Below are 14,630 nucleotides of genomic sequence, written 5' to 3' on the forward strand. Positions count from 1 at the left end.
TGCATCCCTGACAAGCCGATCCAATCCATTTGCCTTCAGCTGGACTGCACGGAAGCGGGAGTCTTTTTACTGAGAGGCCTTGTGCCAGCACTGTTGGTGCAGAAACCATCAAAGCAGCGCTGCCGGTAAGCTGCATAAATACTCTTCTTGTAAGTTTCATAAGAGGTTCTCCTTGGGGAAAGAGATTAGAAATTAGCTAATTTTATATTTAGCTATATTGCTAAGTATAACCTAAAGAAAAATAAATATGAACAGCATTAATCCGGTTGAGTATTTCTGATTTTCTTAAACTTCTTTAAAAACTCTGCTGGCTGGATTCATCATCCGAACTTTTTTCAATCTTACGTATAACTGATTACCCGGAAAGGAGCCAGTCCAGAGCGTTAATTTTGTGAACACCATCGATACTTGCCTTCGGATCATTGTCTAATGTTAAAAGATACTTGGGAAAATTATCTTGAATTCGAAGCAAAGGACGCAATTCTCGATGCAAAACCTCTTCGTCTCTCACCGAAGCTGCAACTTGAATGTAAATTTTTTCTTGACCGTTAGTACATACAAAATCAACTTCAAATTCTTCAAGTTTTCCCGTGAAGACCTTATAGCCTCTCCGCTTCAATTCCAGAAATACTACGTTTTCCAAGAGGTGGCCTATGTCAGCCAGAGAGCGACTTCCCAACAGCGTTCTTACCAGACCTAAGTCCACGGCGTAATACTTAACAGAGTTCTTCAGAAGTCTTTTCTCTTTAATATCCCACCGGTGAACCTCGTACAAAACGAAAGAATCTAATAAGCTACGAAGATATTTCTCTGTTGTTTTGTTATCCGGCTGATAACCACCAGACCTCATTAACTTTGAGACTCTTGCAATCGAAATTCGATCACCTATGAATTCACAACAAACCTTGGCTGCTTTTACCAATGTTAATGGTTCGCGAATCTTTCCTGATGAGAGGATATCTTTAATAATAACCGTGCTGAAAATTCCTTCAAGAACTTTGTCCACAAATTCGGTTTTGCCGGGAACTTCTAAATAGAACGGAAAAGAAGTTGTCGAAAGATAGAGCGCCAATAGCTCCTCTGGGCTTTTCTCTGGAAAAGCTTCTCTGAATTCTTTCAAAGAGAGCGGCAACACTTCAATTTGGACGTTCCGGCCGGATACAAGCGTAGCCAGCTCACTGGAAATTATTTGATTGTTTGAGCAGGTGAGATAAATGTCGAAATTTTCATGAAGAAAAAGAGTTGCGATTGTCTTTTCAAAATTCCTAACATGATGAATCTCATCGAAAAACAAATAGTATTTACAAGGACTTACAGCATGCGCAAGAATATAACGGTGGAGCTCTCCACAGTCACTGAGGTTTTGATTATCAGGATCTTCTAAATTAATTTCAATAATCTGGTCAGGATTGACTCCGCTTTTAAGAAGGCGTCGGCCAAAGCTTTCCAATAAAGCAGACTTACCGCACCAGCGCACTCCAGTAACAATCTTAATGAATGGAAGTTCTTTCCACTTATCTAACTCTGAAAGATATGCCTCTCTTTCCATTGCAGTCCTTTTCCTAATGGCACATGAGAAGTCCACTTTTTTGGACTACGCTCCATTTTTTAGTCAAAATTTTAAATTATTGGAACATAATCCAACTTTTAAAAAAAGCCCTCCTATGAATTTACATTTGGATGGTGCCTTTCTTTTCACGGAGTCTCATCTTAGTCGCCATTCACAGAACAGTAGCCTTTATGCAATGGAATCTGTGGTCGTACAAAGGGAGAAGAGAACAAACCAAAACAAATCCCTCTAATCCCATCGGAATCCGGCATCTTTTTTTCAATTAAATCTGGGGAAAGGCAACAAGAAAAGCGTCCGAGACTTCCCCCTCCAATGCCGCTCGGAGGGACCAGACATTACTTTTGATGGCGCTCGTGTAAGAACAAATTGTTCTTTGGTGTCTCTGCAAACGGCCGATGCAATATTGAATGATTTGTTGTTTTCGGTTTGATTCAATACTTTTAAAAAGACAACCTTAAATACGGAAGCGCTTGAGGAGACCTCTTATGGCAGAGAAGACCATCTAAATAAAGGTCCCCTCTACAATGCAAACGAATTTCATCAAAACACTTTCATCGTAAAAGACCATTCCCTGTGGTCTTGCACGCCTTGTGGCTTGCTCACTTTTTAATGGTTGTCCATATAATTCCAACTCAAGTCCTTCTGGCAATTATTCGCTCTTCAAACTCAACGCCAAAATAGAAACCAGAATTAATCCGATACCCATCAAAGTCCAAGCAGAATAAGGCTCATGAAGAAGGAAGATTCCCCAGCAAGCGGCTCCCATCGGCTCCGCCAGACCTAGAGTAGAAGCTACGCTTGCTTTAGTGTGTCGAACACCGGTAAAGAAAAAGGCAAACGCTAGAGATGCCGTTACTAAGCCAAGTGCGACTGCACAGCTAAGGCCTTGTGCCGTAGCGATCCAAGATATCGGGAAAAACATCAGCATGGGTGCATTGATGATAGCCACCAACCCCATGACAACTACCATGGCGGATTCTGAAGAGACGCCTTCCATCGCCTTCGGTGCGGCTACAATTTCGCCGGCATAACATAGCCCGGCCAACAGAGGAAGGAGCAAATAAATCCAATGGATGGTTGAATTAAAATTCTCTAAATTCAATAAAACAATGCCGACAATCGCTGTCACAGTCGAGAAATACCAAATCTTTGAGGGATTTTTACCGTAAACGATCTTCTCAATGATCGCCGTCCAGATAGGCGTTGAACCAATGGCTGCAATGGTTCCAACGGCTACGCCCGTCTTTGGAAGTGACGAAAAGAACAATAGTTGGAAGCCATATAAACACAAAGCCACCAACACGAGAAATTTAAAATTAAAAGAGGACCAAGAGCTCGGAAATTTTTTTGCAGCCCAGCAGAAAGCAGCTAGACCTAAAGTGCCAATAACCATTCTTGCTTCAGTTACAGTAAATGGTGTTGCTCCCTCTGGCGCAAAACTCTGGATCGTTCCCGAAAAACTAAAGCACAAGGCACCAATCAAAACAAAAAGAGGGCCTGATAATCTCATTTTCTTCCTTTCCCTTGGAATTCTTCCTTCTTCTCTTAGGAAGGAATTCTCTTTTATCGTTATATTTTTTGCTAACAGAAGTGAGCAAACAGAATGCCTAACATTCCATCTACGAATCCTTCAGAGGTTTTCCCTGAATGTTTTTCAACAACTTTGTCTCAGGATCCAACACAAAGATTTCTTGTTTCATCCATGGAGCAATATCAACCAGCTCTTTCAAGATATCCTCACGGAGAATTCGGCACGCCTCTTCAATAAAAGTGTTCATAAGAATCTCAGGCTCATTTCTTCTTGCAAGCACATATACTTTTCTAGATAGAAGAGGCGCCGGCATTGGTCGATAGCTCACCTTATCCATGAAATTTTTATTTTGAAGAATCGTCGACGCCCTCGACACTGTCCAGCCGACTCCTTCACTGATCAAAGCGAGCATTGTACTGTTGCTATCAACCTCAAGTTGATGAGGAAGAGATATCCCTGAGGTATCTAAGAAAACTTCATTAAGTTTTCCTCCCCCGCTGGAGTGATGGTATTTGAGGAAAGGCAAACCGCAAAATTTAAGAGAGTCCCAAGACTTCCAACATTTTGAGTTTTCCATCTTTTTTGGAAAAACCAGCAAACTTCCTTCCTGAAAAATCTTCTGCCGCTTCAAATTTGCTAAATCCACCGTTGAATCACTCGAGAAAATCACGTCAAGCTCTCCGCTTAAGAGCTTTTGATGGAGGACATCTGAAGTACCGACTACTGATACCAACTGTCTGGTTTTATTCCGGAGCCGAATGATGAGTTTCGGTAACAGATCAACACTCAGACTTTCAATGCATCCAATTCTGATTAACGGCTTCAATTTGTTTTCTTGTCGGATGTTTTGAGCTAAATTTCCGAAAGAAAGCACATACCTTTCCAATTCTTGCTTAAGCACCTGGCCCTCTGGGGTTAGTCTTACCGGCCGGCTGTTCCTTTCAAAGAGAGGCACTCTCCACTCGTCTTCCCAATGCTTGATTATTCGGGAAACCGCGCTCTGAGTCATTCCGAACATCTCTCCGGCCTCTGTAAAACTGCACGTTTGGGCTGCCTTCAAAAAAATTTGAGCTGCTTTATTCAGAAACAAATCGGATGCGTTAGAAATATCAGTCATATTGTCAGAACCTCCGTCGGCAAAGGTCTTTCCGTCAATATTCCTTTGTGCTATGAGTTTGCACAGGAATGTTTTTCATTCTTTGGAAGCATGTTCTTTAACACTTTACCACCATTGCTGCAAAGTTATACAAGAACAAACCTCAACCTGATAAGGAGCTGTCTATGTTTTGGATTCAAGCTTTAGTCATATTGGCGTGTATTATGATCGGCGCGAGAAAGAGCGGCGTCGCCATGGGTTTTGCAGGCTGTGTTGGTCTTATCATACTCGTTTTTATTTTCGGTCTAAGACCCGCCTCGCCTCCTGTTAATGTCTTACTTATCATTATTGCAGTATCGGCCATGGCCGCTTGTCTGCAAGTAGCCGGGGGTCTTGACTTATTGGTACATTTGGCGGAAAAGCTTCTCAGAAGAAATCCCAACCGAATCACCTTTATGGCACCAATTGTCACTTTTCTCTTCACGGTATTCACCGGAACTAGTTACGTTGCGCTGGCTGTTTATCCGGTTATTTGCGAAGTTGCTTTAGAAGCCAAGATCAGAGTTGAAAGACCCATGTCAATCGCTTTGATTGCTAGTCAACACGGTATTTCTGCCTCTCCGGTTTCAGCTTCCACCGCTGCCCTCCTTGCTGTTCTTGCAGCTCAAGGCGTTTCTCTTGGACAGATAATGCTTGTTTTAGTGCCTGCCATTTTCCTAGGCATCATGATTGGAGCGGTAAGTGTTTACAAGAAAGGTCTCGAACTGGAAAACGATCCGGAATTCAAAAAGCTTATTGATTCGGGTGAAATTACTTTAGGAAAAGGAGCCTCTCGGGAATACAAACCAACAAAAGAAGCCTTAATTTCCGTTACCCTGTTTGCTCTCGGTGTTGCTTCCATCGTTCTTCTCGGCAGCGTTAAATCCTTAATGCCTCATTGGATGATTAACGGCAAAGATACATACCTTTCGATTCCCAATGCAATTGAAATCATTGCTTTCTTCACTTCCTTCTTAATTGTCTTCGCCTGCGGCCTCAAACCTTCAAATATCGCTAAGAGCAGCGTGTTTTCTGCAGGTATAACCGGTGTTATCGCAATCTTCGGTATCGCATGGATGACGGATACTTTTTTCCTGGCCCATAAAGCCATGATTATCGATAATCTCGGCGGAATCGTTCGCGAATTCCCGATCCTTTTCGCGGTCATGATTTTTGTTATGTCTGCTTTGCTCCTCAGCCAAGGTGCTACAACCCGTTCAATTATGCCTCTAGGCGTCTCCCTTGGTTTGCCGCTCGGCTCTTTAGTAGCTTTTGCACCCGCAGTCAATGGTCTCTTCTTCTTCCCCGCAACCGGCAGTGCAATTTCTGCGATCACATTCGACCGTTCGGGGACTACAAAGATCGGCAGCTATGTTCTCAACCACAGCTTCCAACTTCCGGGATTTGTCACCTGCATTAGCTCAATCTTGATCGGTCTTGTTATCTCTTACTTTGTTTTCTAAAAGGAACTAAAAATGCGTATTGAAAAAGATTCATTAGGCTCTTTGCCGGTTCCGGATGATGCCTACTTCGGCATCCAAACTGTCCGCTGTGCCCAGAATTATGACGTCACCGACCATACCTTCAATGAATTACCTCATGTAATTAAAGCTGTTGCTGAAGTCAAAATGGCCGCTGCCCTTGCCAATGAAGAGATCGGCGCCCTTGAGCCGGAAAAAGCAAAAGCCATTGTGCAGGCTTGTCAGGAAATCATTGACGGAAAATTCTCTGATCAGTTCCCGGTAAACATTTGGAGAAGCCACGGCACGGGCGTCAATATGAACGTTAACGAAGTCATTGCCAACCGAGCCAATGAAATTCTTACTGGGAAGAAAGGATATGATGCCGTTCACCCGAACACTCACGTGAACATGTGTCAGTCCTCAAACGATATCTATCCTGCAGCCGAAGCAATCGTTCTGTACCGAATGATTACCAAAACATTGAAATCCGTGAAGTATTTTGAAGATTCTCTCGCGGAAAAAGCCAAGGAGCTTAAAGATGTTCCCCGTTTAGGCAGAACCTGTATGCAAGATGCAGTGCCGATGACGTTTGGTCAAGTCTTCGGTGCTTGGCATAGCCTCATCGCCAGAAATAGAAAACGGCTGGAGAATCTGCTGCCGGAATATCAAGAAACTATCCTTGGCGCAACTGTACTCGGCAGCGGCATGGGCGAACTTCCGGGATATAACGAAACAGTTTATAAGCATTTGTCTAAAGTCGTTGGCTTTGAGATGAAGCAAGCTAAGTTTGCTGAAGAAGTTATCGAGGACTCTGCTCTGTTTGACGGCTCTCAGAACAATGATTCATTCATCTACTTGATGGGTGTCTTGAAGGCTATCGCATGTGCAGGCGGCCGCATCGGCAATGACCTCTATGTATTCAGTTCCGGTCCAAGAACAGGAATTGGCGAAATTATCCTTCCGTCGATTGCTCCCGGATCCTCCATCATGCCGGGCAAAATCAATCCTTACATGCCTGAGTTACTCCTCCAGATTATGCAGCAAATTATTTCGCATGACATGATGGCAACCTTGACGGTGAACGAATCCGACTTGGATCTTTGCTCTTCAACTTGCGGCAGTTTCTTAGGAGCAATGGAGTCTCTTGAACTCATTGACAAAGGCTTCCGCCTTGTAGCAGACAGATGCATTAAAGGTATAAAGGTCAACGCAGAAAAAGCACGACAGAATGCAGAAATGAGTACCTCTTTAGCAACGATGGTTTCTGCTCTTTACGGCTATCCGACCGGTACAAAGATTGCCCACAAAGCCTGGAACGAAGGAAAATCGTGCAAAGAAGTTGCCTTGGAGGAAGGATTGATTCCGCCTGAAGTAGCTGAAGAACTCTTTGATGTCAGAAAGCTGGCCGATAGAAAAGCCACAATTGAAATGTTCAATAAGTTTAAGAGCCTCAGAAAAATCGACTAGGAGAAACCAAATGAGACAAGAACATGACGGATTAGGCACAATGGAGCTTCCGGACGAAGCTTACTGGGGCATCGTTTCTGAAAGAAATAAAGAAGCTTTTGATGTGGGACCGCTGACATTGGATGATTATGCGCCTTACATGCGTGCAGTTGCTCTTTGCAAAATCGCATGTGCACGTGCAAATGCAGAAATTGGTGCTTTGGATCCCGAAAAAGCAAAATACATTGAGAAAGCCGCTTGGGAAATCGTCGAGGGGAAACTAAAAGGCAATTTCGTTGTCAACATTTACAGAGGCTCGGGCACCCCGGCTAACATGATTGTCAATGAAGTCATTGCCCACAGAGCTAATGAATTAATTTCCGGAGATAAAAGTAAAGGCGGCATTCATCCGAACACTCACGTCAACATGTGTCAGTCAACCAATGACCTGATTCCAACGGCCAAAGAAATTGTTGTCCATGATGAACTTGGAAAAGTTATTGAAGCTACGAAGTACTTTGCTCAAGTTCTTCGCCAAAAACAAGAAGAGTTCAAGGATGTCATCAAGATGGGACGCACTTGCCTGCAAGATGCTGTTCCCATGACTCTCGGCCAGGAATTTGGAGCTTTTGCTCACGCCGCTGAACGATTGGCCAAGCGAATAGCCGTGGAACAAGCAAGATGGAACCAATCCTGCATCGGCGGAACTTGTGTTGGCACAGGTATGGGATGCATGCCAGGGTTTAGAGCAGTTATTGACAAACACCTGTCCGACGTTTGTGGTCGCCCAATCCATACGGAAGAAGATTTGTTTGACGGAATGATGGCAACAGATGGCTTGGTCATAGCTCATGCTCACCTTCAGGCCTTAGCAACTTTAGTATGGAAAGTTGCCCGAGATATTCGACTTCTCGGTTCAGGACCTAGAGCAGGCTTCGGAGAAATCAATCTGCCTGCCGTAGCTCCGGGGTCCTCTATCATGCCAGGCAAAGTCAATCCTGTTATTCCGGAAATGGTATTCCTTTCAACAGACCGAGTCTGTTCTAATCATGCAGGCTTAGTTGCTGGCGTTCTTTCCGGCTGGCTGGAACTCGGAACTTCTTCAGGCGTTCCAATCAAAAGTTTCATTGAAAGCAGCGACTTGCTGAGTAGAACAATGAGAGTTTTCGCCGACAAATGCATCAAAGGCATTACTGCGAATAAAGAGCATTGCTTAGCAATGACTGAGAAATCCACCTCATTAGCGACGATGGTCTCAGCTCTCTTTGGATATGAAGTTGGTACTAAGATTGCCCACATCGCCATCGACGAAGATATCACCTGCAAAGAAGCCGCCAAAAAGGCCGGAGTCCTTCCTGACGAAGTCATTGACGAACTTTTTGATATCAACAATTTGGTCGAACCTGAAAAGATGGAAGCTTTATTCGCCAAATATCAAAATTACAGAAAGGTCTAGTGTCTTCTAACGTAATCTAAATAAGCGAGGAACTTCCAATCCTCGCTTTTCTTCGAAAAATAAGAAAAAAGGTTCCTAAACTAAAAATTTGACATCCTTCCTCTAGATTCAAAGAGGAAGGATGTCTTCGTTTTTAGGCCTCAGCCTTTTCTTAAAAAGCTGAGTGGTTCCAAGTTTATTTGCCGACTTGTTTTACAGAAAAACGAATCTCGGCCGGAAAACCTTTGACAAGGTCCCCAGCTTTCACGGAGCGGAATGCGTTTTCTTCATCAGCTCCCTGCTTTACCGCCGCAGTGATCTTTTCTTGAAGAGCAGCAGCATCTTCTTTGCACACGCCGGTGTTAACCAAGAATCTGGCATCGCCGGCAATAGCATTTACCGTTGCGCCGCCCTTGAAGTTATAGGCGGAAGCACAAGGAAGTGCTTTTTCCAATGCAAGAATGGCACGAGCTCCGGCATGAACGGCATTAACGTTGCCGTAGTTGCCGTTGGAGTGGCCTCCCGGACCGGTCATTTCAACTTCAAAAACAGCTGCATTAGCGGCAGAACAAAGACCGAACAAACCAATTAAAAGTAATTTCTTCATTTCTGCCTCCTACTTATAAACTTCTTCAGTGGTTCTCTTGCCCATCGGGTCAAGCAGCGGTTTAACGACTTTACCGTCAGCGGTGTTGTAGCCTGCGGCCATCAAGCCCATAAGAATCATGCGGTATACACGGTTTCCTTCGGCTTTTCCGTCACCCGGAATGCCCCATTCATACCATGTGTGTCCCCCGCCGCCCGCAGCAGGAGTTCCTACATTGATATTGATAGTCGGAACACCAACGGCAGCAGGAACATTGTCGTTCAAAGAAGAAGCTCCTTCAGCAAGTGCTTTTCTTTGGTCAATGCCGACTGTATCTGCAGCCTGCCAATGAATCTGAACTACCGGATCGTCGTAGTTAGTTCTGCGGTGAGCTGGTCTGTCGCCGAACCAAACCAATTCCATCTTAACTGCTTTAGGATCGCCTTTCTTGAGACCGAATTTTGCATTTTCGGCATCCATCGCTTCTTGGAACTTAGGTTCGATCTTCGATCTGATCGCTAAGAGTGGTTCCGGTGTCGGGCTTCTCATATCAACCATCAAAGTGCACTCTTCGCTTCTGCCGCCTTCAGGAGCCTTTGTACATTCGCCGACGCCAACGGTATATGTTGTTCTTTCAGCTTTCTTGTCAAGATCGTAAGGAGTCTTGAGATCGGCAATCGCAGCGACTGCACGGTTCATTGCCATCAAAGCGGACGGCTGCTGTGCTCCGGCTTTCACGCCTTTGGGGTCGATGTACTTAATTTCAAAACGATAAGAGCCGAGATAGTTAACGGCACCGGAACCGGGACGTGTACTGTCGGCGGAAATATTGGCCACGAAGTTCAATGCATTGTTGCCTTTGCCCGTGTCTTGGCTGTAGCCGTATAACTGTTTCATACCTGCCAAGTTGCCTTTTCCTTCTTCACCGGCGGTCCCGCATACCCACAAGTCATAAACCGGCTTAACTTTGTATTTCGTTAAGATCTGAGCGATCTGCATAACCGCAGCAGTATTAATCATTGCATCGTTGTAGCCCGGAACGTAGAGACGATAGCCGCCTTTAGCAATGGCATCGTCTAGGCTGTCATATCTCTTATAGGCTTTTTTATAGTTTTCGTCTTCAATGATTTTGCCGTTCTTATCGAAATGCAGTTCATCCGGAATAGCAGCTAATTCCTGAGGTGTTTTAACCAAAGGAGATTCGGCTTTTTGAAGCTTGATCGGCATGTAGGGTTTATCCTTCGGAGGAAGAACCGGAGGATTAACAGTATCGATATGACCTTCTAACAAAACTTTCGGACCCTGACCGGCATAAGCTTGAGCGCCGGCAGTCTGAGAATAAGTTCCGGGAATTCTTACGCAGTCGTTGTAAACTGGAAGTCCGTCAACTTTTTGGAGTCCTGCTCCGGGCAGGTCTCCGCCGACTCTGGACATGACGTTCTTTTCGTCAATACCCCATTCTTGAACAAATCTTCTCATCAGCTCTTCTTGTCTTCTCAATTCAGAACGAGAAGGAGAAGCGATTCTGACGACTTCCATGTGAGTATTGAATCTCCATTTCTGAGCTTCCGGTGTTTCTAATTCTTTTTTGATTTTCTGCATTACCGGATCAGAATTAATAGCTTCCGCTGAAGCTTTGGTCGCTTCAGAAACGTTTGGTACAGCAGCCAAAGCCAGTGAAGAGCAAACGGCGCTGGAGACCAAAACAGCCAAAAGTTTTACTTTCATGTGTACACCTCCTTAGGAAAATTAAAGTGACGCGTCTATCCTACTTGCTGCCTTACACTTGGTCAATAACAACTACTTACAAGTGTCGTAAAAGACACATGCGGCTTAAGAGAAATTCAGAGAGCGGCTGAAGCCGTAAGAATTAACTCGCATTTACAGGTTTTTCAAACCGCCTTAACCTCAAGTCCTATAGGAGGAGAGCTTTGAAAATTACCAATTCCTTGTGGTTGATTGCCTCAGCATTTTTCTTTTCATGTCTGACCATTGCTACCAAACTTTGCGGACAAACTTTTTCTTTTTACGAATTCATGTTCGCAAAATACCTGTTGGTAACACTGCTGACAGCTGCACTGTTAACCGTCAAACATCAAAGCTTCATACCGAAAAATCCCGGCTTAATTTTTCTCCGCTGTCTTTTTGGCGTCCTGACCGTGCTCGCCAACATCATTCTCATTTTCAATATGCCGGCCGCGGTAGCGCAAAGCTTCAATTACACGGCCTCCTTTTGGGTGGTCTTGGCGCTTTGCTTTTCTTCCCGCAGTTTCAGCATCGCCGTGCTCTTTCCTCTCTTTCTAGGCTTCGGCGGAATTCTCCTTGTTCTGAATCCTCAAATGAACGGCGAAATTTTGACAAATCCTTTAACTCCTATTTGTGTTGCATACGGTCTTCTGGCAGCCTTAGGAATGTTGGTTCTAAGAAAACTTGGAGAGAAACATGAAGCCACACTGGTGACAACCTTCTACTTTTCACTGGCCTCCGCAACGGTTGGTCTGATAGGAAGCCTTTGTACCGACGACAAAAATCTATTGAGTCTCTTTGCAGATCCTTTCTTGCTTTTAGCTGTTCTTTTGACGCTGCTTTTCCAAATAGCAAAGACCTTTTCCTGGCAATACGGCGACAGCGCTCTGAACTCCATTTATTTATTCCTAGGTGCGCCATTTGTTGTAATCTTAGGCTGGTTGTTTCTTAATGAAATGCCCACAGCCTTCCAAATACTCGGGATAGTTTTCATCGTTGGAAGTGCCGTAAGCAGCTATTTCATCATTTCCAGACTTAAAAAGAACCGTCAAGTTCGGCAGGATAATTAACTATGCAAACTGTTAAAGCCATCGCAGACGCTCTCGGTGTGACATCAGATGTTGTAAGACACTATACGGAATGCAAACTCGTTACGCCTGTAACGAATTCTGAGAACAAATATAAATACTACGACGAATTTGACTTTCTTCAGCTCGCCAACGCCAGAATCCTGCGCAGCCTCGGCCTTCCATTGCCTGAAGTACTGGAATACAACAATTCTTCAGTTATTCATCAGAAAGAAATATTGTCGGAGAAGTCCCGTCAAGTAAGAGCACAAATAGAGAAATTACAAGAACTGGAACTGCGTTTGCACGAGGTCCAAGGATACTTGGAGAAAACAAACCGCTGCATGCCTACCGTAGAAGTGGTGGAGAGAGATTCAATTCACGGCATCTATACCTTCGGCTCTGCAGCTCCCTCCAAAGAGATAAAACAAATTGCGAAGCTGTGGGCTGAGCATTTCCCTTTCACGCACATCTCCATCAAAATACCAAAGGAAGAGCTCCAAAATCCTGCTTTTTCCGGCCCCTACTCTGTCAGTCTCGGCCTCGGCATAATCAACAAATACGCCAAACAATTTCAGCTTAAGATTGCACCGCCTGTCGAAACCATTCCGCCGGGTCGTTTTCTGATTATTTATCTGAAAGTTTCTGACATATTCAATCTCACAAGACAAGACCTTTTGCCCTTATTCAAAAAAGCTGAAGAGCTTGGAGTCTGCTTTTCTCATCAATCATCCGGACGCCTGCTGGCTATTGAGGAAAACGATAAAGAGACTGAATTCTTCATTTTGATTCGAGTGAGAATAGAAAAGAATACCGATTAACTCACTTGACCTGTGTGTTACACCAAGGTTTATTCTGAAAAAAATAAGTTGATTCCCAAGGAGAAAAAATGAAAGTTTTCAGATTAAACAAAGCAGCTGCGCTTATTGTCGTCCTCACTTCCAGTTCTGCCGCCGTCGGTGCCCTAACCGCCGGCACTTATGAAACAACAGGAAAAGGAAATAACGGTCCGGTTGTCGTTCAAACAACCATTGAAAATTCTCAAATCAAAGACATCAAGGTTCTTAAGAATTCCGAAACGCCCATGATCGGCGAAACAGCTATTCAGCAGCTGCCGTCCAAAATCATTGCTTCACAATCCTTGACCATTGACGGCTTAAGCGGAGCAACCAACACCAGCAACGCTCTCAAAAACGCAGTTAAAGAAGCTTTAGTCAAAGCCGGCGGAAGTGAAAAAGACTTAAAGCCGGTTGCGCTAAAGAAACAAGATGCTGTGCCAAACAAAGATGAATCTACGGATTTGGTAGTGGTTGGTGCCGGCGGCAGCGGTATGGCAGCCGCCATCCAAGGAAAAGAAAGAGGTCTTAACGTTATTCTTGTAGAAAAGCTTCCGATGATTGGCGGTACAACGGCATTGTCCTCTACCGCCTTTAACGCCGGTGGCAGCAAGGTTCAGATGGCGCTTGAGAAACCATACACCGCCGAAGACTATTACAAAAAACTAAAAGGTAAAGGACCGGATGATGCTTCCTTGAAGAATTTGGCAGAACTCTCGGGGCCAACCACAGACTGGCTCGTTAACATGGGAGCTGATCTTGGCCGTGTTATTAACGGCTCTCAGCACACGCCGAAAGATGGCGGCGCTCTTGGATCCATGCTTGTTCCGGTAATGAAAAAGAAGATGGATAGTCTTGGAATAGAACCGAGAGTGTCCACGAAAGCCGAAGAACTGTATGTCAAAGACGGCCGCGTCGCGGGCGTTAAAGTTAAAAACGATAACGGCACTTATACAATTTATGCGAAAGCAGTCGTTTTAGCTACCGGCGGATTTGCCTCCAATCCGAAACTTGTTGAGAAATACACACCTATGTGGGCCGGTTATCCTTCCACGGCCAGCAGAGGCGCCACAGGCGACGGTTTAGAGATGGCGCAAAAAGTCGGTGCAGGTCTGGCTCAGATGGAAAAATCCGGACCTCAAACAGTGGCTTATGACACAGGCCATGGAGCTGTGTCATTAACCAATGTCAGATACAACGGTGCCATTCTTGTTAATACAGATGGAAAGCGTTTCGTTAATGAATTAGCCCTTACTCCGGTTCTTGGCAAAGCTATCAAAGACCAACAAGGCGGACATGCTTATCTGATTTTTGATCAGGCTTCTATCGATAGAGCTGCCTTGATGAAAAAATACAAGGAAGCCGGATATTTCGTGGAAGCAGCTACTGTTCCTGAATTAGCGGAAAAACTTGGCATTTCCGCTGCAAATTTAGAAAAAACCGTAGAAAGTTACCGCCAAGGAATGGACAAAGGCGTAGATGAAGAGTTCGGACGTAAAGATTCTCGCTTCTCGCGAATCGACAAAGCTCCGTATTACGGTGCCAAGATCAGCCCGGCAAGCCAGACTACATACGGCGGCATCAAAATTGACCTGAAAGGAAGAGCATTGACTCCTGAAGGCAAGGTCATCCCGGGACTTTACGCCAGCGGAGAAGCTGCGGCTCAATACGGCCAAGGTGTTTCAATTGGCGTTATCTTAGGCAAGCTGGCTGCCGATTCAGCAGCAGACGACATTGCCAAAGCCAAATAACTGACATGGAACAAATGCTTCCTTGAAATCAGGAAGGGATTAGGACTTTCGCGGACTAAGGTCA

The 14,630-nt window shown here is 44.7% G+C and carries 11 protein-coding genes; 6 read left to right on the forward strand and 5 right to left on the reverse strand.

What is annotated here, in order from left to right; translation table 11 throughout:
• Positions 1–355 precede the first annotated feature (355 nt).
• The 3 genes from RDK53_RS04315 to RDK53_RS04325 all read right to left on the reverse strand — a co-directional run bounded on the left by RDK53_RS04315 (position 356) and on the right by RDK53_RS04325 (position 4,218).
• Positions 356–1,549 (reverse strand): ATP-binding protein, encoded by a 1,194-nt coding sequence (locus RDK53_RS04315; RefSeq protein WP_308513457.1) that lies wholly within the window; start codon positions 1,547–1,549, stop codon positions 356–358.
• A gap of 670 nt (positions 1,550–2,219) precedes the next feature.
• Positions 2,220–3,080, reverse strand: a complete 861-nt coding sequence (locus tag RDK53_RS04320) for a DMT family transporter (protein ID WP_308513458.1) — start codon at positions 3,078–3,080, stop codon at positions 2,220–2,222.
• Between the two features lie 109 nt (positions 3,081–3,189).
• Positions 3,190–4,218 carry a LysR family transcriptional regulator gene (locus tag RDK53_RS04325; protein ID WP_308513459.1) on the reverse strand — a complete coding sequence of 343 codons (1,029 nt, stop codon included), beginning with the start codon at positions 4,216–4,218 and terminating at the stop codon, positions 3,190–3,192.
• A 164-nt stretch (positions 4,219–4,382) separates the two neighbouring features.
• Between RDK53_RS04325 and RDK53_RS04330 the strand changes: the two genes are divergently transcribed.
• From RDK53_RS04330 to RDK53_RS04340, 3 genes are read left to right on the forward strand one after another with little or no spacing between them, the layout of a single operon-like run.
• Positions 4,383–5,699 carry an anaerobic C4-dicarboxylate transporter family protein gene (locus RDK53_RS04330; protein WP_308513460.1) on the forward strand — a complete coding sequence of 439 codons (1,317 nt, stop codon included), beginning with the start codon at positions 4,383–4,385 and terminating at the stop codon, positions 5,697–5,699.
• Positions 5,700–5,711: 12 nt separating this feature from the next.
• Positions 5,712–7,166 carry a lyase family protein gene (locus tag RDK53_RS04335; RefSeq protein WP_308513461.1) on the forward strand — a complete coding sequence of 485 codons (1,455 nt, stop codon included), beginning with the start codon at positions 5,712–5,714 and terminating at the stop codon, positions 7,164–7,166.
• Positions 7,167–7,176: 10 nt separating this feature from the next.
• On the forward strand, positions 7,177–8,601 hold the full coding sequence (locus RDK53_RS04340; protein ID WP_308513462.1) for a lyase family protein: 1,425 nt from the start codon (positions 7,177–7,179) through the stop codon (positions 8,599–8,601).
• A 175-nt stretch (positions 8,602–8,776) separates the two neighbouring features.
• Here the strand turns inward: RDK53_RS04340 and RDK53_RS04345 are convergent, their stop codons facing one another.
• Complete coding sequence (locus RDK53_RS04345) at positions 8,777–9,187, reverse strand: peptidase dimerization domain-containing protein (protein WP_066591099.1); 411 nt, start codon at positions 9,185–9,187, stop codon at positions 8,777–8,779.
• 9 nt (positions 9,188–9,196) lie between these two features.
• Positions 9,197–10,894, reverse strand: a complete 1,698-nt coding sequence (locus tag RDK53_RS04350; RefSeq protein ID WP_308513463.1) for a peptidase M20 — start codon at positions 10,892–10,894, stop codon at positions 9,197–9,199.
• A gap of 203 nt (positions 10,895–11,097) precedes the next feature.
• Here RDK53_RS04350 and RDK53_RS04355 point away from each other — a divergent pair, with 203 nt between their 5' ends.
• The 3 genes from RDK53_RS04355 to RDK53_RS04365 all read left to right on the forward strand — a co-directional run bounded on the left by RDK53_RS04355 (position 11,098) and on the right by RDK53_RS04365 (position 14,566).
• Positions 11,098–11,982, forward strand: coding sequence for a DMT family transporter (locus RDK53_RS04355; protein ID WP_308513464.1), 885 nt, complete (start codon positions 11,098–11,100; stop codon positions 11,980–11,982).
• Positions 11,983–11,984: 2 nt separating this feature from the next.
• The gene (locus RDK53_RS04360; protein ID WP_308513465.1) at positions 11,985–12,800 is read left to right on the forward strand and encodes a MerR family transcriptional regulator; all 816 of its coding nucleotides are present in this window, start codon (positions 11,985–11,987) and stop codon (positions 12,798–12,800) included.
• Between the two features lie 68 nt (positions 12,801–12,868).
• Positions 12,869–14,566: an FAD-dependent oxidoreductase gene (locus RDK53_RS04365; protein WP_308513466.1), complete on the forward strand. Its 1,698-nt coding sequence runs from the start codon at positions 12,869–12,871 to the stop codon at positions 14,564–14,566.
• Positions 14,567–14,630: the final 64 nt, after the last annotated feature.

Source organism: uncultured Turicimonas sp., assembly GCF_902477955.1.
Taxonomy (GTDB): Bacteria; Pseudomonadota; Gammaproteobacteria; order Burkholderiales; family Burkholderiaceae_F; genus Turicimonas.